The organism is Streptomyces sp. NPDC047042, from assembly GCF_040644035.1.
Lineage (GTDB): Bacteria > Actinomycetota > Actinomycetes > Streptomycetales > Streptomycetaceae > Streptomyces.
The window spans coordinates 1-15,719 of sequence record NZ_JBEYVP010000014.1 but is presented as its reverse complement, the minus strand read 5'-3'; the positions used below and the strand labels follow the sequence as shown (position 1 = coordinate 15,719).

The window sequence follows — 15,719 nt, the reverse complement described above, 5'->3', positions numbered from 1 at the left end:
GGCCCTTCTCGGAACAGCGGTCGGGTAGGGCGATGTTTCACAGACGGCGGGCGGCACGCAGACCGCGGGCGTAGAAGTCGGTGCCGTCCAGCAGCGCGTGGCCCGACAGATCGCCCATGGTCGGCCCGTTGGCGGCGGAGCGGCTGGAGTAGAACCGGTGGCGGCCGCGGTTGTCGAGGCCCATGTACATGCCGACGTGGTCGATCAGCTTCGGCCGTTCCCTGATGATGGCGAAGAAGACCAGATCGCCCGGCTGGAGCGAGCTCAGGTCGGTGACCCGTTCTCCGGTGTGGGGGATCAGCAGACGCCCGGGACCGTGGGCGGCGATGGCGAAGGCACGGCGCGGCAGGCCGGTGCCGCCGGAGTCGGTATTGGTGTGGTGCAGGGGGATGCCCATCCGATAGCCCCACAACAGGCGCTGGAAGCCGGAACAGTCGACGCTGCCGTACCGGGTCTTGTCCGGCCGTACGCGCTTGCCGTCCGGAAAGGTCCAGCGAATGCCCAGATAGTCGTAGAAGTCGGACCGCTGGTCGTAATAGGCGAAGGCCAAGGCGTCGTCGACCTCGGGGTTGCGTGGGCCGAAGTGCGCGGTGCCCCGATAGCGCACACCGGCGGCGTTGTGCATGTCGGGCGCTCCGGCGCTGCTGTACTGGAAGGCCACGTCGAAGACGTCCGGGCTGGTGTCACCCAGCACCTTGGAGAGCCAGCGCGCGAACCAGTCGCGCTTCTCCGCGCCCCGCTGCCACTCGTACGGCAGCACCCGCACCCAGGCGTCCGTGGTCACCGTGGCAGTGGTGGTCCGCGGCTCGCTGAAGGTACGGGTGGGCCCGACGAGTACGGCGGTACGGGCGCCGTCGGTGAAGGTGGCGAGCGTGCTGCCGTCGGCCGTGCGTACCACGGTGCGGGCGGGGCCGGACAGCCGCTGGAAGACGAAGCCCTCCGTGGGCCGAGTGCTCGGGCCGGCGCCTGTACCCCGGTCGCCGGCGCCGCTGTCGGGCCCGAGGCGGCCCAAGCCGTACCCGGCGGCCGCCGCGGCGATCGTCCAGAGCGCGGTGCGGCGAACCAGTCGGTTCTTTTCGCTGTCAGGCTCATGGTGCAAGGCCTGTACTCCTGTTGAGGGAAGGCTGAATTTGGCGGCGGCGGGTCAGCCGGTGGGCAGGGCGCCGAGCAGCAGTCCCGCGAGCAGCACCACGTACGTTGCCGTCGTCACCGCGGTGGTCGAGACGAGCGTGGCCGTGAGCGGCTGGCGGACCAGCTGGTAGGAGATCAGTCCGGGGACGATGAAGCCCAGCGTCTGCGTGGTGTAGAGCAGCGGAAACTCGTGACTGAGGGTGAGCGTCACGGTGGTCTGCATCAGCACCGCGCACAGCACCACAGCGGCGAACAGTCTCTTGCCGTAGAGGATCACGTTGCGCTGCATCAGCTTCGTGGTGAGGAACGTGCAGGCCGCGACCACGGCCATCAGTCCGGTCAGCTGCACATCGGTGATGAGCGTGAGGGCGATCCAGCCAGGGGTGACCATCCCGCCGGGGGAGAGGTTGGTGGTCAGGTAGCAGACGAGTGAGAACACCAGTCCGAGGGCGATCCCGAGCGCGGCTGTCTGGGCGTTGAGGGAGGCGGGGGTCACTTACGGGATCCTTGCCGACTGGGCGAGTGAGAATGCAGAACTGGTCATATCAATTTTGTACTCTGTCATCGCCAGTTCCCGCTGAAGAATCGCGAACTCTCTCCGAGATGACGGCACGAGGGTGTGGAACCCGCACCGGACCCGGTGCGACTGATATGTAAAATGTCAGTTGTGGGAGGCTACTGATATGACCGTTCTTGCGTCGCGCGCGGGGAACCTGCCCGAGGCGTTCACCACGTTCGTGGGCCGGCGCGATGACATCGCGGAGGTCTGCCGTGTCCTGGGCGCGGGGCGGCTGCTGACCCTCACCGGTACGGGCGGGGTGGGCAAGACGCGGCTGGCGCTGGAGGTGGCAGCCGTAGCCAGGAAGGCATTTCCCGACGGGACGTGGCTGGTCGACCTGGCCCCGGTGCAGGACCACGCGGCGGTGGCGACGACGGTCGCCACCGCCGTGGGCATCGTGGACCTGGGCGACAGACCAGCCCTCGACAGCCTTGCCGAGCGCCTGGCCGAGCGACGGGCGCTGATCGTGCTGGACAACTGCGAACACCTGGTCGACGCGTGCGCCGAAGTCGTGGGCGCGCTGCTGTCGGCCTGCTCCGGACTGCGTGTCCTGGCGACGAGCCGCCAGACGCTCGGCATCGCCGGCGAGCATGTGTTCACCGTGCGGCCCCTGAGAGTGCCGGACGAGGCCGTCGAACTCCTGCGGGACCGCGCCTGCGCCGTACGGCCCGAATTCCGGATCACCGACGCCAACTCGGCCACCGTCACCCGGCTGTGCGCCGAACTGGACGGGCTGCCGCTGGCCATCGAGCTGACCGCGTCCCGGCTCCGTACGCTGACCGTCGAACAGGCAGCGGTACGGCTGGAGGACCGTTTCGCGCTGCTCACCGGGGGCAGCCGCACCGCACGACCTCGCCAGCGCACTCTGCGCGCGGCGATGGACTGGAGTTACGAGCTGTGTTCCCCCGCCGATCGGCTGCTGTGGAACCGGCTGTCGGTCTTCGCCGGCGGCTTCGGCCTGGACGCGGCCGAGGACGTCTGCGCGGGAGAGGGCCTTCCCACGCGGGAGGTGCTGGACGTCCTCGACCGGCTCGTCGCCCAGTCCGTCGTCCTGCCCACCGAGCACGAGGGCCTGCCCCGCTACCGGCTTCTCACGACGATCCGCGAATACGGCCGGGAGCGGCTCGCCCAGTCCGGCGAGGAAGAGCGCCTGATGCTCAGGCACCGCGACTTCCACCTCGCCCTCGCCGAGCGCATCGCCGACCGCTGGTACGGCCCGGGCCAGGAGGAGGCCCTGACCCGACTGCGCGCAGAGCACGCCAATCTGCTGGCCGCGCTGGCGCTCGACGACGATTCGCAGGCCACCCTCGCGCTGGCCGCGGCGCTGCGCTTCCACTGGTGCGCCGGCGGACACCTCGCCGAAGGGCGACGGCAACTCGGCCGCGCGCTCGCCGCCGCGCCCGAACCCACCCCGGCTCGCGCCCGGGCGCTGTGCGCCGCTTCCTGGGTGGCGCTGCTGCAGAGCGACCGAGCGGCGGCCGACCGGTGGCTGGCCGAGGCCGGCGAGCTGGCCGAGCAGCAGGACGACCTGGCGCTGCGTGCGCAGGTCATGGGCCTTCGGGGCGTGCGGGCGGCGTTCCAGGGGCGGCTGGCGGAGGCGCTGCCGTTGTTCGAGTGTGCGGTCGCCGCCCACACGAAGGCCACGGGCGAGGTGCCGGCGCTGTTCGAGCTGTTCCAACTGGGTGCCGTACAAATGGACTTGGGAGATCCGCAGGGTCAGGAGACCGGCCGACGCGCGGTCGCGTCGGCGGAGGCGCACGGTGAGCGGTGGGCACGCGCGCACGCGATGTGGACGCTGAGCTGCCACGCGTGGAGGCAGGGTGAGCGTGAGGAAGCCCTGGGGCTGATCCAGGCCGCGCTCGAGATCGAGCGGGGCTTCAACGAGCCGCTCAGCGCGGCGCTGATGCTGGAGACGCTCGCCTGGATCGTCGCTTCGTACGGCGAGTACGAGCGAGCGGGCCGGATACTCGGCTCTGCGCGCAGGCTGTGGCGCGAAGTGGGTGCGGCCATCTCCGCGTTCGGTCCGCCGCTGGACGACGACCACGCACGGTGCGAACAGTCGGTCGTACGGGCACTGGGTCAGGAGGGGTACGAGAGGGCACTCGCGGTCGGTGGCGGCCACGACAACCCCGGTCAGGCCATTGACTGTGCCCTCGCCGGCGACGTCGACCCGGCCCCCGCTCCCGGCCCCCTGACGCGCCGGGAACGGGAAGTGGCCGCGCTGGTGGCCAGAGGCATGAGCAATCGGCAGATCGCCGCCAGGCTGGTCCTCTCAGTGCGCACGGTCGACTTCCACGTGCAGAACATCCGCGCCAAGCTCGGCGTCGGAACCCGCGCCCAGGTCGCGGGCTGGTGGGTGGCGACACAGGGTCCGACCGACTGAGGCGCCGGACGGGAGTCTGTCAGGCACCATCACCGCTCACCGGGCGGAGACGGGCCGCCTCCCTGGCGAGCTGAACGCCTGGTCAGACCATGTCACCGCGGGCGCCCTGGCTCGTCTCCCGTGCGGTGAGGACCGTACGGCAGAACGAGTTGACGGTGAGGTGATTGTCGAGTTCGATCGTTCGCCCGTCCGGGAGATCGACGGTGCCGGTCATCGTGGACAGCAGGTAGCAGTACATGCGCGTGCCGTTCGCGGTGGGCCAGTGGCTATACGCGCGACCGTGGGCGGCGATCTCGACATCCACCTTGGCCCCGTCGTTCGCCATCGCGAGCCGCCACTTGACCGGCAGGTTCATTCCGGTGCGAGGGTCCTCCCACTTCTCGGTGACGGCGAAGTCCATGTCACCTCGCCCCGTCGCGACGTTCACCTGCTGGTCGGCGAACTTGACGAAGCCGAGCTGGAGTCCGTCGCGCGGCTGGAAGAAGTTGACCTTGACGTCGTCCTTGATGGTGTAGAGCCACCACATCCAGTTCGGCGCGGGCAGGTTGGCGACCGGGTCGTTCGACTGCCCGGTGATGATGTGCTCGCGCACGCCATAGCCGTTGGTCAGCTCAAGGTCGTGCGCGGGGGTGCGGATCGTGCCGTCGACCTCGACGAACACGTCGTAACCGGCGCGGTCCTGCTTGTCCGCCTCGGAGAACGGACCCCAGTTCCACAGCGGGGTGCCCTTCGTCCGGTAGGTGAGGTCGAACTCCGCGTCGCCCGCAGCCCCTTCCAGACGCCACTGCGGCGGTAGGGCGACAAAACGCAGGCCGTCGAAGTCCCAGGTGACCTCGTCACTTCCTTCCGTGATGACGAGCTGCTCGCCGCGCAGGCGCTCGGTCGGCGTCCAGCCGACACGCACGAAGTCGTTGTCGGTCATCGTGCCCCGCTGGGACTTGGGTACGACGATGAGCTGCACCTCACGCTCGGCGGACGCTCCGGGACCCCAGACGCCCTTGCCGTTACCGAACAGCGCGTACCCGGCCGCCCACAGCAGGACGTCGTGATCGCCCGACTCCGCGACCACTCCCAGAGCGGTCTCCTCCCAGAGGTCGGTCTGCTTCGAGGGCAGCGCGAGTGCCTCGAAGTGACTTTTCTCGTCCTCCAGTGTCACCGGGGCGACCGAGTGGTCTATCTCGGTGTACTTGGCGCTGTAGTCGTCCGACAACGTCGTACCTCTTTCTGTCAGGGAGTGTCAGGCTTCGCGGGGTGCGCACAGCGGCACCAGGACCTGGTCCACGAAGGTGCGAATGCGTTCGCGACCCGGGGGTTCGTCGCGGACGAGGATCTCGTGCAGAAAGAACGAACGTGCGAGGTCGGCCACGAACTCGGGATCGACATCGGGACGTGCCTCACCACGTGCGACGGCGTCCTGGAGCAGCACTCCGCAGTACGTGGTCTCGTGCTGCCTGATGACCTGGCGGGCCATGGCGCCGAGATCGCCGTCGACGCGCGAGGCCACGATCAGCCCGATCACCAGGTTGGCGGAGGCGCGGTAGGAGTCGGCCTGCGCCTGCAGGTTCGCGATCAGTGCCGCCCGCAGATTGTCCTCGCGGATTAGAGCCGGTACGCCGTCGACCTCGCGCTCGACGGCGCGACGGAGCGCCGCGACGAGCAGCTCGTCCTTGTTGGCCCAGCGCCGGTAGGCCGTCTTGGTGCTGGCTCCCGCCAGCTCGCACACGGCCACCACGGTCAGTTTGTCGTAGCCGACGGAGCGGAGGACCGCGAGTGCGGCGTCCAGAAGGGCCCGCTCCCGCTCCGCACTCATGGGCCGACCCGCAGGGCGGGTGTTCGTCGCACTCACGGCGCTCCTCTCGATCGCTTAGGAAACGACACTACATCGTTTCCTAATATGCCGACGCCCGGCCCATGTGTCACGCGGTTGAACTTCCCGCGTCGGTACGTGAAATTCGCGCGCGGAGGCTCGCCGCCGCTGGGTTGTACGATCGCCGTACCGTATCCTGATCCCGTGACCGCATCAGGCAACTCAGCACCCCGCAGCTCCGCCGAATCCGTCGATCTGGCCGCCCAGGTGGGCCGGGTCGCCGCTCCTCTGCGTCAGCAGGTGCTCGATGTGCTGCGTCAGGCCATCCTCAGCTTCCACTACGCGCCTGGTCAGCGACTGGTAGAGCGCGAGCTGATCGAGGAGATCGGTGTCTCGCGCACCACCATCCGCGAGGCTCTGCGCGAGCTGGCGGCCGAGGGCCTGGTCAAGACCATCCCGCAGAAGGGTGCCGTCGTCGTGGTGCCCTCACTCCAGGAGGCCCTGGAGCTCTACGAACTGCGCGCCGCCCTGGAGGCCCTCGCCGTGCGCCGGTTCACCGAGGTCGCGTCGGACGACCAGGTGGCGGAACTGCGTGCCGCGCTCGAACAACTGGCCGATGTGGTGAACGGCGACGGTGACACCCTGCGGATCCTCAAGGCGAAGGACCACTTCTACGACGTCCTGCTGCGCGGCTGCGGCAACCGCTCGGTCCACTCCACGCTCGGCGGTGTCCAGGCCCGCCTCAGCCTGTTGCGAGCCACTTCGCTGGCCCAGCCGGGGCGCACGGCCCGCAGTGCGCAGGAGTTGCGCGCCATGGTCGAGGCGATCGAGGCGCGCAATCCTGACGCTGCCGTGCGTGCGAGCAACCACCACATCGAGCAGGCGAAGCGGGCGGGGCTGGAGGGGCTGTCCGCCACCAGTGGGCTGCCGTTCAGCAACGCCTCTCTCTGAACCGCGCCGCACCGCCTCTCTCTGATCCGCGCCGCCGGGAAGCCAGGGCCCGCGTGGTCCAGCACGCGTTTGCGGGTCAGTGCATGACGTACCCGCCGTTCGGTGACAGGGTCTGGCCCGTGTAGAACGCCGACTCGTCGCCGGCGAGGAAGAGAATCGTGTGCGCGATCTCCTCCGCGGAGGCTGCCCGTCGCATCACCCCGAGGCCCACGACGGCACTGCGGATCTCCTGGTCCGCCGGCAGCATCGGGGTGTCCGTCGCCCCGGGCGCCACCGCGTTGACCCGGATCCCGTCGTCCGCCACGAGCGCGGCCACCGCACGGGTCAGTCCCAGCACGCCGGCCTTCGAGGCCGGGTACATGGCGGGCAGGGGGAAGTTGGCGAGGGCTCCCACGCTGGAGACATTGACGACGGACCCGCCCGACGGGGAGTTGCGACGCATCAGCCGCACGGCGGCTCGCACCGAGTAGAACGTCCCGGCGAGGTTCACCGCCATGACCTCCTCGAAGTCCTCGTCGGTGAGATCGCAGATGTCGGCCTGGGCGCCCGAGACGCCTGCCGCGTTCACCGCGATGTCGAGCCGCCCGAACTCGGTGAGAGCGCGTTCGTACGCGGCGTCCACCTGACCGCTGTCCCGTACGTCGGCACCGACCGGGACCGCCCCCTTGATCCCGGCCACCGCCCGGGCCGTCCCTTCGGCGTCCAGGTCCACGGCCAGGACCCGCGCTCCCTCGTCGGCGAAGCGGCTCACCGTGGCCAGCCCGATGCCCGAGGCGGCGCCGGTGACCAGGGCGGTCCGGCCGGCGAGCAGGCCGCCGGCCTGCTGCCGGCGGCTCCTGCTCGATGACACGTTCATACGGTCCCGGTCCTCAGCTCGCCGAGGGGGCGGCGGGGCGGTCGAAGAACTTGTCGAGGTACTCCTGCGGCATCCAGGCCTCGCCGTCCATGACCTCTCCGAGATCGCTCGGCGTCGCGCCCGCGGGCAGGTAGTCGGCCAGGTTCGCCTTGGTGATCACCGACGGCTCGCGCGTGATCGTGCCGATCTTCGGGCCCTCTCCCGCCAGCACCATCATTCCGACGGTGAACCAGGCCTTCGCCTCCTGTGTGCCGTTGCCGCCCGTCCCGGCGGTCTCGTAGCCGTCGGCCGTCTCGAGCTTCTTCCAGGAGGCCAGCGACGAGGCGGACGCACCGGCGTCCACGACCTTGGGGACCTTACGGCCGGTCGAGTCGAAGGCCGCGTAGACACCCGAGCCCATGACGCCCAGCTGCGCCACCATGTCGACGTTCTGCGGGTGACTGGAGAGGAACTTCAGCAGCTCGGCCTTGGCGACGGGGGGCACGAAGGCGCCGTTGACCTCGCCGAGCACCTTCATGTCGGGGCATGCGGCGAGAACGTCCTTGAGGGCCTTGTAGCCGATCGTCTCCGTGGACAGTCCCTGGAAGCCGCGAACGACGACGATGTTGCCCTTGCCGTCGAGTTGCTTGGCGACGAGGGCGGCCGGCCGGGCGACGTTCAGGTAGGAGTTCTCGGCCACGTTCACGGCGTACTTGGACCGGATGGTGGAGGAGAGCGCGACCGTCACCACGCCCTTCTTGCCGGCCGCGTCGACTGCGGAGACCATCGCGTCGCCCGAGAGGGCCGTGATGTAGATGATGTCCACGCCGGAGTCGACCAGTTCGTTGTAGCCGCGGATCTGCTCGGCCGGGGTCATGGTCGCCGGATCGGTCATGATCCGCTTGACGAGTGTGCCCTGGACCAGGCCCTTGGCCTTCGCCTCGGCGAAGCTCGCGTCCAGCTGCTTGACGACGGACGCGGCGAACGCGTTCGACGCCGGCAGATACGAGAGGCCGACCTTCGCGGGGCGGCCCAGCTTCTTCTTGTCCCGCCAGGCGCTCGCGAACACGTCCTCGCCGTAGGCGTTGTAGGCCTTCTGGAGCTCCGCGGGCAGGGCCTTGACAGCGCCGTCGGGGTCCTTGGGCGCGATGGTCGGCACCGCACCGCAGGCGGCGGACGCCTTCCCCTGCGTGTCGGTCGCGCCGGACGCGACCGTGCCGCCCGCCCCGCCACAGCCGGCGAGCAGGGCCGTGAGGACGATCCCGGTGGACGACGCCACGACGATTCCGCGGGAGTGGCGGGAGCTGGATCTGTTCATGGAAAGCCCTTCTGGAACATGAGGAGAGACACGGGGAGAGGGAGAGAACGGGGGAGGGGGGAACAAGGGAGGGAGAACAAGGGGGGGAGAACAAGGGGGGAGAGAGACGTCAGACCTGGTCGCGGAGCCTGCGCTCGCGGCCGTAGACCGCCATCGCGGCGAGGATCACGACGCCGTTGAGGATCTGCTGGTCGGCGTCCTGGAAGCCCAGCCCGACGAGCACGGTGGAGACCGCGGTGAGCAGCAGGACGCCGACAGTGGTGCGGGTGTAGCTCCCGGGACCGCCGAACGCCGTACCGCCGAGGACGACCGCGGCGATGCTCTGGAACAGATAGGGGTTCCCCAGCCGGTTGTCGACGTTCCCGGCGAACCCCGCCAGGACGACGCCGGCGAGGATGGCGAGGGCCGCCGCGACGGCGTACACCGTGACCCAGACCTTCCGGGTGCTGATGTGGGCGAGGTCCGCGGCCACCGGACTCGCCCCCGTGGCCAGCAGCCGTCGGCCGGGCCGGGTGCGGTGCAGGACGACGGAGACGACGGCGATCGCGAGTCCCCAGATGACCACCACGGGGGGTACGGGGATTCCGAAGGTCGACGACATGGGGGCGCTCAGCCGGCTCACCCAGGCGGGGGCCGCCGTCCCGGTGCCGCCGCCGCTGAGGACGGAGGTCACGCCGACGGCGATCGAGCCCGCGGCGAGGGTGACGATGATCGGGTGGATGCCGAAGCGGTGGCACAGATAGCCGACCAGACCGCCCATGGCGGCGCCGCAGGCGACCGCGACGGCGAGCATGACGGGCAGCGGCACTCCGGGGATGTCGCCGAACTGGGTGACGGTCACGGCCCCGGCCACGATGAACCCGGCGAGGGACAGGTCGATCCCCCTGATCAGGACGACGAGGGTCTGTCCGATCGAGGCGAGGCCGGTGAGCGCGCAGAGCACCAGGACCGAGCGCATGCTCGACGGTCCGAGGAATCCCGGCATGACGGCCGCGCCCCAGGCGAGAACGGCCACGGTGAGCAGGAGCTGGACGAGCGGGAACCGCCGCTGGAGGGAGAGGAGCCGCTGTCCGGCCGAGGGCCCGTGCGCGGCCACCGGTGCCGGCATGTCGCCGCCGGGGGCGAGGGGCGCCCTGTCGAGCGAGCCTTGCTGCGTGGTCATCATCGCCCTTCCTTGAGTTCGCGTGCCGCGACGGCACCGAAGAGCACCGCGCCGATGAGCAGCACGCCGTAGATCACCTGGAGCCATGTCTGGGACACCTGGAGCACTCCGAGCAGGCTCTGCAACAGGTAGATGGCGGCGGCGCCGGCGAGCGCGTTGGCGATTCCGCCGCCCCCGCCCTGCAGGGGGATGCCGCCGAGGGAGACGGCGGCGATGGCGATGAGCGTGTAGGAGGTGCTCGTGCCGGCCTCGGCCGTGGACGCCAGCCCGATGAGGACCAGGCCTCCCACCGCAGCCATGGCGCCGCCCAGGGAATAGGCGAGGACGCGCACGGCGCCGACGGGGACTCCGCTGGTGAACGCCGTGACGTCGTTGCCGCCCACGGAACGCAGCAGGCTGCCGTACGTCGTCAGCCTGGTGACCAGCAGCCAGACGGCGGCGGGGACCGCCAGCGCGACGAGGCCGCCCGGGACCGGTCCCATGGACCCCGCGAAGCCGGCCATCCAGGAGCCGGAGACGGTGGTGGGACTGGGAGAGAGTTTGAGGTCGACGCCGGTGAGGACGAAGAACATCGCGAGGGTGACGACGATCGGCTGAAGCCGGCCCACGACGATGAGCAGACCGGTGAGGGTGCCGACCAGCGCGCCCGCCACCATGAGGAGGGGCAGGGCGACGTATCCGCCCAGGCCGGCCGGCTGGAGCTGGGTCGCGTAGAGCAGGGCGCTCAGCGTCATCAGCGGGCTGACCGACAGGTCGATGCCGCCGCGTCCGCTCATGATCGAGGGCACGCTCGCCATGGCGGCGATGCCCAGCGGGGCCAGGGCCGCCAGTTGGGAGGTGACTCCGAAACGGGGCTGCAGGGCGAGGTTGGCGATGAGGAGCGTGGCCGCCAGCAGGAGCGCGAAGAGATAGGTGTGGCGTGCGAACAGGGATCTGAGCGTGCGCCGAGGTGTGGGGCCCGTGCGCCGGGCGGGCCGGTCGGGGACCTGGGGCGATGTGCGGGAGGCATGGCCGACGGTGCTCATCAGGCAGCCACCGCCGCTCCGCCGAAGAAGGCGTCGACGAGTCGTTCCCTGTTCAGCTCCTCCCGGGTGAGTTCCGTGGCGAGCGAGCCCTCCCGGAACACCAGGACGCGGTCCATCAGCTCGACGTGCTCGTCGACCTCCGAGGACAGCATGACGACGGTCAGCCCCTGCCCGGCCAACTCGCGCAGCAGCCGGTAGAGGTCGCGTTTGGCTCCCACGTCGATTCCCCTCGTCGGGTCGTTGAGCAGCAGGACGTCGGGGTCGGCGGCCAGCCAGCGGGCGATGACGACCTTCTGCTGGTTGCCGCCGCTCAGCGTGGTGATCGCGTCCGACGTACGGCCGAACCTGATGCCGAGCCGCTCCACGTACTGGCCAAACCGCGTCTCGGCGGCGCGCTCGGACAGCAGCCCTTTCCTGACGTCCTGTTCGGCGGTGGCGATGGCGAAGTTGTCCAGGATGGACATCCACGGCAGGATCGACTCTCCGCGCCGGTCCCGCGCCACGTACGCGATGCCCAGAGCCCGCGCCTTACCCGGACCGGTCACCCGGTGTTCGCGGTCTCCCTCGATCCGTACGACGCCGTCGGTGTCGCCGTGCCCGACGAGGAGGCGGAGGAAGTCGTCCTGGCCGTGGCCCTCCAGGCCGGCCAGCCCGACGATCTCGCCCCGGCGCAACTGTGCCCGGCACGGTTCCGCGTTCGGCCGCAGGCGGGAGCCGGTGACCTTGAGAACGACCGGGCGGGCCTCGATGGCGGAATCCGTGGCGGCAGCCGGGGCGGAATCGGTGGCTGTGGCGTCTGGGACCGCGCGGGCCGTGTCCTGCACGAGGTGCGTGCCACCCGTCATCAGGCGGATCATCTCGTCGTGTTCCCAGTCCGCGCCGAGGGTGCCCACGGTGCGGCCCGACCGGAGCACGGTGACGCGGTCGGCGATCTCCCGGATCTCGTCCATCCGGTGGGTGATGAGAACGATGCTCATGCCCAGCGCCGCCCGCTGTCTCACCAGAGCGAACAGGCGGGTGCGGGTGTCGTGGTCGAGCGCGGAGGTCGCCTCGTCGAGGATCAGCACCTTGGGGTCGCGCAGCAGCGACCGGGCGATGCCGCAGGCCTGGCGGTCGCTGAGCTGGAGCGAGCCGAAGGGAGCGTCCAGGTCGGGCGGCGTGACCAGCAGCGCGGCGAGGATCTCCGCCGCCCTGGCACGGCGGCCGGCGTCACGGGTCATGGGGCGCAGCAGACGGTCCGCGCCGAGCCACAGGTTGTCCAGGACGGACCGGTTCTCGACGCCGAGCACCTCCTGGAACACCGTGTCGATGCCGGCGCGCAGTGAATGGGCCGGAGTGCGCGGGGTGAAGGGCCTGCCCCCGGTCGTCATGGAGCCGGTGTCGGGGCGGTGCACTCCGCTGAGGATCTTGACCAGGGTGCTCTTCCCGGAGCCGTTCTCCCCCACGAGTGCGTGTACTTCGCCGGGGAACAGCCGGAGTGCGGCGTCCTGGAGGGCGACTGTCGGACCGAAGTGCTTCCGTAGGCCGTCGACCGCCAGCACGGCTTCCGGTTCAGCTGTGAGCGGGTGGGTCGGCACTGACCCCTCCTGACTTGGTGACTGATTCCAGACGGGTTCCAGATGGATCCCAATCTGTGTGATTGTCGTCTGGTCATACAATGTTTCGACGCGAGGCAGACGGTAGCGCGTCACGGAAACCGGCGTCCAGAGGCAAATCGCCCTCAAATCTCATCGCCGCCCGAGGCGTGGACTGGGCGGAACCCATGGGAGGCTCGAAATGAAGAGTGATTGTCGTCTCGTCATACAAAGAGTACGGTTGGCGAGCACCACCCGGGCGGGCCGGGTCGGCGAGCACCAAAGGAGTGCACGTGTACCTCATCACCGGTGCCGGCGGAGGGCTGGCTCAGACCGCGGCGGAACTGCTGCTGGAGTCGGTCCCCGCCGACCAGGTCATCCTGACGACGCGGGCGCCCGACAGGCTCCAGTCCTTCGTCGACCGTGGCGTCCATGTCCGGTACGCCGACTTCGCCGATCCGGACAGCCTCGAACCGGCCTTCAAGGGGGCGGAGCGGATGCTGCTGGTGTCCACCGCCCAGGTCGGTACGAGGATCGGTCTCCACCGCAACGCGATAGACGCGGCCCGGCGCGCCGGGGTGCGGTACCTCGCCTACACCTCGATCGTCGGCGCCGGCACCGCGGAGAACGACGCGGTCGTCTGTCTGGAGCACCGCGCGACCGAGGAGATGCTCCGCGAGTCGGGGCTGCGCTGGAACGCCCTGCGGGACGCCCAGTACGCACAGGCGGTGGCCTACTTCATCGCGCCGGGCGCCGTCGCCATGGGCAGCATGGTCGGCGCCTGGGGCGAGGGCACGGTCGGGTTCGTCTCCAGGGAGGACTGCGCCGCGTCGGCCGTCGGTGCGCTGCTCGGGCGCGGCGAGGACGACCGGGCCTACGAGATCACCGGCCCGGAGGAACTGTCCTACCGGCAGGTGTGCGCCATGATCGCCGAGATCAGCGGCGCCGGTATCGCGTACGTCCCGATCAGCGACGAGGAGCAGTACGCCATCTTCGACTCCATGGGCGTGCCCCGGGAGTACGACGAGGAGGCGATCGCCGCCTCTCCGATCCCGTGGAACAGCGACGACATGGTCTCCTTCAGCCGGGCGATCCGCCTCGGACACATGTCGTCCCTCAGCGACGCCGTCCAGACCCTTGCCGGGCGGGCGCCTCGCTCCATGCGCTCGGTGCTGGAGGAGGCAGCGGCCGGCTGGCCCCCCGCCGCCCCGCCCGCCGACGGCACCGAGACCGTGGTGGAGGCCGCGCGATGAGCACTGACACGAACACGAACACGGACGCCGTCGATGACGGCACCTACCTCAGCGAAAAGGCACTGCGGCGCTTCGTCGACGTGCTCGGCGAGGACGGTGTCGTCCTCGGTGAGGGCCGTTTCCACGAGCAGTACCGCGACAAGTACTGGCACCGCGACGACGACACCTACGACCCCGCCGCAGTCCTGCTGCCGCGCAGCGCCGAGGAGGTACAGGCGGTCGTCCGCATCGCGAACGAGTTCGGGGTGCCGATCTGGACCTCCTCGCAGGGCCGCAACTACGGCTACGGCGGCTCCTCGCCCCGCCTCAAGGCGACCGTCGTGGTCAGCCTGACCCGGATGAACCGTGTCCTGGAGATCAACCGCGACCTGGCGTACGCGGTGGTCGAACCGGGCGTGCGCTGGATCGACCTGTACGAGGCGCTGAAGGAGTCCGGCAACGAGGACCTGATGGTGACCGTCCCCGACCTCGGCTGGGGCAGCGTCATCGGCAACTCCCTCGACTGCGGGATCACCTACCAGCCCTACGGCGCCGACTTCATGGCCCCGTGCGGAATGGAAGTCGTGCTGGCCAACGGCGAGTTGCTGCGTACGGGCATGGGTGCCATCCCGGACAACAAGTCCTGGCACACCTACAAGCGCGGCCTCGGACCGGTGCTCGACGGCCTGTTCGTGCAGTCCAACTTCGGCATCGTGACGCGGATGGGCTACTGGCTGATGCCGCGCCCGGAGGCGTACGCGCCCTTCTTCCTGACGGTGCCGCGGGACGAGCACCTGGAACAGGCCATCGACATCGTCCGCCGGCTCCGCCTCGACGGCACACTGCGCGGGGTGCCGAGCATGTACAACACCGTGACGCTGGCGGCCCAGTTCCCCGATGTGATGGGCCGCTTCGCGGGTGCCGACGGCGCCTTCAGCGAGGAGACCCTGGACGAGATGGCCGACGCCACCGGGCTAGGCAGGTGGGCGCTGCGCGGGGCGCTGTGGGGGGACGGCCCCGTCGTGGAGCACCAGTTGGCGAAGATCCGGGCGGCCTGGAGCGCGATTCCCGGCGGGCAGGTGCTCTTCGAGCGGACGTACGGACCGCAGGAGTACGGCGAGATCCGTTCGATCCCCGACAAGTGCCAGGGAGGTCTGCCCGGGCTCGACCTGCTCGACGCCATTCCGGAGGGCGTCGCCCATATCGGCTTCTCGCCCGCGATTCCGCTGGTCGGCACCGATGTCCGGGAGGTCGTGGACCTCTTCGACCGGATCGTGCGTGAGCAGGTCGGGGTCAATGTGGCCGGCGGGCTGCTGATCATCAATGAGCGGACGGCGCTGTACGTCACCGGGCTCAACTACGACTACCGGGACGCGGAGCAGTGCCGTCGGGCCTACGACGCGCTGAAGGTGCTCGTGGCGGAGGCGGGGCGGCGCGGGTACGGCGAATACCGCGCACACCTGGACTTCATGGATCTGGCGTCGGCGCAGTACTCCTTCAACGACCACGCGTACCGGCGCTTCTGCGAGACGATCAAGGACGCGGTGGACCCGAACGGGATCCTGTCACCGGGCCGGCACGGGATCTGGCCGGAGAAGCTGCGCCACCTGGCTGATCGCGGCTGATACGGAGACGGACATGCAGTGGTCCGCTCGCCCAACGGCTGCTGGCCGTCGCCGAGTCGGGGCTGCCGTCGATGCTTCTTCCCGGGGGCGAAGCCTTTGTCTTCACCATGGCCGGGC

At 69.8% G+C, this 15,719-nt stretch carries 13 protein-coding genes; 4 read left to right on the top strand and 9 right to left on the bottom strand.

Annotated elements, in window-relative coordinates; all coding sequences use genetic code 11:
* Window positions 1–37 precede the first annotated feature (37 nt).
* Together ABZ855_RS17715 and ABZ855_RS17710 are read right to left on the bottom strand one after the other, a co-directional pair.
* Window positions 38–1,099, bottom strand: a complete 1,062-nt coding sequence (locus ABZ855_RS17715) for an NlpC/P60 family protein (RefSeq protein WP_360807721.1) — start codon at window positions 1,097–1,099, stop codon at window positions 38–40.
* A 45-nt stretch (window positions 1,100–1,144) separates the two neighbouring features.
* On the bottom strand, window positions 1,145–1,627 hold the full coding sequence (locus ABZ855_RS17710; RefSeq protein WP_360807719.1) for a poly-gamma-glutamate biosynthesis protein PgsC/CapC: 483 nt from the start codon (window positions 1,625–1,627) through the stop codon (window positions 1,145–1,147).
* Window positions 1,628–1,814: 187 nt separating this feature from the next.
* Here ABZ855_RS17710 and ABZ855_RS17705 point away from each other — a divergent pair, with 187 nt between their 5' ends.
* Window positions 1,815–4,073, top strand: coding sequence for a LuxR C-terminal-related transcriptional regulator (locus ABZ855_RS17705; protein ID WP_360807717.1), 2,259 nt, complete (start codon window positions 1,815–1,817; stop codon window positions 4,071–4,073).
* Between the two features lie 82 nt (window positions 4,074–4,155).
* Here ABZ855_RS17705 and ABZ855_RS17700 read toward each other — a convergent pair whose 3' ends face one another.
* Together ABZ855_RS17700 and ABZ855_RS17695 are read right to left on the bottom strand one after the other, a co-directional pair.
* On the bottom strand, window positions 4,156–5,283 hold the full coding sequence (locus tag ABZ855_RS17700; RefSeq protein ID WP_360807715.1) for a lipocalin family protein: 1,128 nt from the start codon (window positions 5,281–5,283) through the stop codon (window positions 4,156–4,158).
* Window positions 5,284–5,310: 27 nt separating this feature from the next.
* Window positions 5,311–5,919 (bottom strand): TetR/AcrR family transcriptional regulator C-terminal ligand-binding domain-containing protein, encoded by a 609-nt coding sequence (locus ABZ855_RS17695; protein ID WP_360807713.1) that lies wholly within the window; start codon window positions 5,917–5,919, stop codon window positions 5,311–5,313.
* 165 nt (window positions 5,920–6,084) lie between these two features.
* On the opposite strand from ABZ855_RS17695, the gene ABZ855_RS17690 reads away from it, so the two are divergent.
* Complete coding sequence (locus ABZ855_RS17690) at window positions 6,085–6,831, top strand: GntR family transcriptional regulator (protein ID WP_360807711.1); 747 nt, start codon at window positions 6,085–6,087, stop codon at window positions 6,829–6,831.
* Window positions 6,832–6,907: 76 nt separating this feature from the next.
* Here the strand turns inward: ABZ855_RS17690 and ABZ855_RS17685 are convergent, their stop codons facing one another.
* The 5 genes from ABZ855_RS17685 to ABZ855_RS17665 form a co-directional block, all read right to left on the bottom strand.
* Complete coding sequence (locus ABZ855_RS17685) at window positions 6,908–7,687, bottom strand: SDR family NAD(P)-dependent oxidoreductase (RefSeq protein ID WP_360807709.1); 780 nt, start codon at window positions 7,685–7,687, stop codon at window positions 6,908–6,910.
* 13 nt (window positions 7,688–7,700) lie between these two features.
* Window positions 7,701–8,984: a substrate-binding domain-containing protein gene (locus ABZ855_RS17680; RefSeq protein ID WP_360807707.1), complete on the bottom strand. Its 1,284-nt coding sequence runs from the start codon at window positions 8,982–8,984 to the stop codon at window positions 7,701–7,703.
* Between the two features lie 109 nt (window positions 8,985–9,093).
* Window positions 9,094–10,146: an ABC transporter permease gene (locus ABZ855_RS17675; protein WP_360807705.1), complete on the bottom strand. Its 1,053-nt coding sequence runs from the start codon at window positions 10,144–10,146 to the stop codon at window positions 9,094–9,096.
* On the bottom strand, window positions 10,146–11,171 hold the full coding sequence (locus ABZ855_RS17670) for an ABC transporter permease (protein ID WP_360807703.1): 1,026 nt from the start codon (window positions 11,169–11,171) through the stop codon (window positions 10,146–10,148). The genes ABZ855_RS17675 and ABZ855_RS17670 overlap by 1 nt, the downstream gene beginning before the upstream one ends.
* Entirely contained in the window at window positions 11,171–12,748 is a 1,578-nt protein-coding gene (locus ABZ855_RS17665; protein ID WP_360807701.1) for a sugar ABC transporter ATP-binding protein, read from the bottom strand. The genes ABZ855_RS17670 and ABZ855_RS17665 overlap by 1 nt, the downstream gene beginning before the upstream one ends.
* Window positions 12,749–13,038: 290 nt before the next feature.
* Between ABZ855_RS17665 and ABZ855_RS17660 the strand changes: the two genes are divergently transcribed.
* Together ABZ855_RS17660 and ABZ855_RS17655 are read left to right on the top strand one after the other, a co-directional pair.
* Window positions 13,039–13,998 (top strand): SDR family oxidoreductase, encoded by a 960-nt coding sequence (locus tag ABZ855_RS17660; protein ID WP_360807699.1) that lies wholly within the window; start codon window positions 13,039–13,041, stop codon window positions 13,996–13,998.
* A complete protein-coding gene (locus tag ABZ855_RS17655) occupies window positions 13,995–15,602 on the top strand; it encodes an FAD-binding oxidoreductase (protein WP_360807697.1) in 1,608 nt (535 codons plus the stop codon). Before ABZ855_RS17660 ends, ABZ855_RS17655 begins: the two co-directional genes overlap by 4 nt.
* The last annotated feature ends 117 nt before the right edge of the window (window positions 15,603–15,719 follow it).

What these genes read in the sequence shown, in the direction of transcription:
- ABZ855_RS17670 (WP_360807703.1), bottom strand. Translation starts at nt 11,171, where the DNA reads ATGAGCACCGTCGGCCATGCCTCCCGCACATCGCCCCAGGTCCCCGAC.
- ABZ855_RS17680 (WP_360807707.1), bottom strand. Translation starts at nt 8,984, where the DNA reads ATGAACAGATCCAGCTCCCGCCACTCCCGCGGAATCGTCGTGGCGTCG.
- ABZ855_RS17655 (WP_360807697.1), top strand. Translation starts at nt 13,995, where the DNA reads ATGAGCACTGACACGAACACGAACACGGACGCCGTCGATGACGGCACC.
- ABZ855_RS17675 (WP_360807705.1), bottom strand. Translation starts at nt 10,146, where the DNA reads ATGACCACGCAGCAAGGCTCGCTCGACAGGGCGCCCCTCGCCCCCGGC.
- ABZ855_RS17685 (WP_360807709.1), bottom strand. Translation starts at nt 7,687, where the DNA reads ATGAACGTGTCATCGAGCAGGAGCCGCCGGCAGCAGGCCGGCGGCCTG.
- ABZ855_RS17705 (WP_360807717.1), top strand. Translation starts at nt 1,815, where the DNA reads ATGACCGTTCTTGCGTCGCGCGCGGGGAACCTGCCCGAGGCGTTCACC.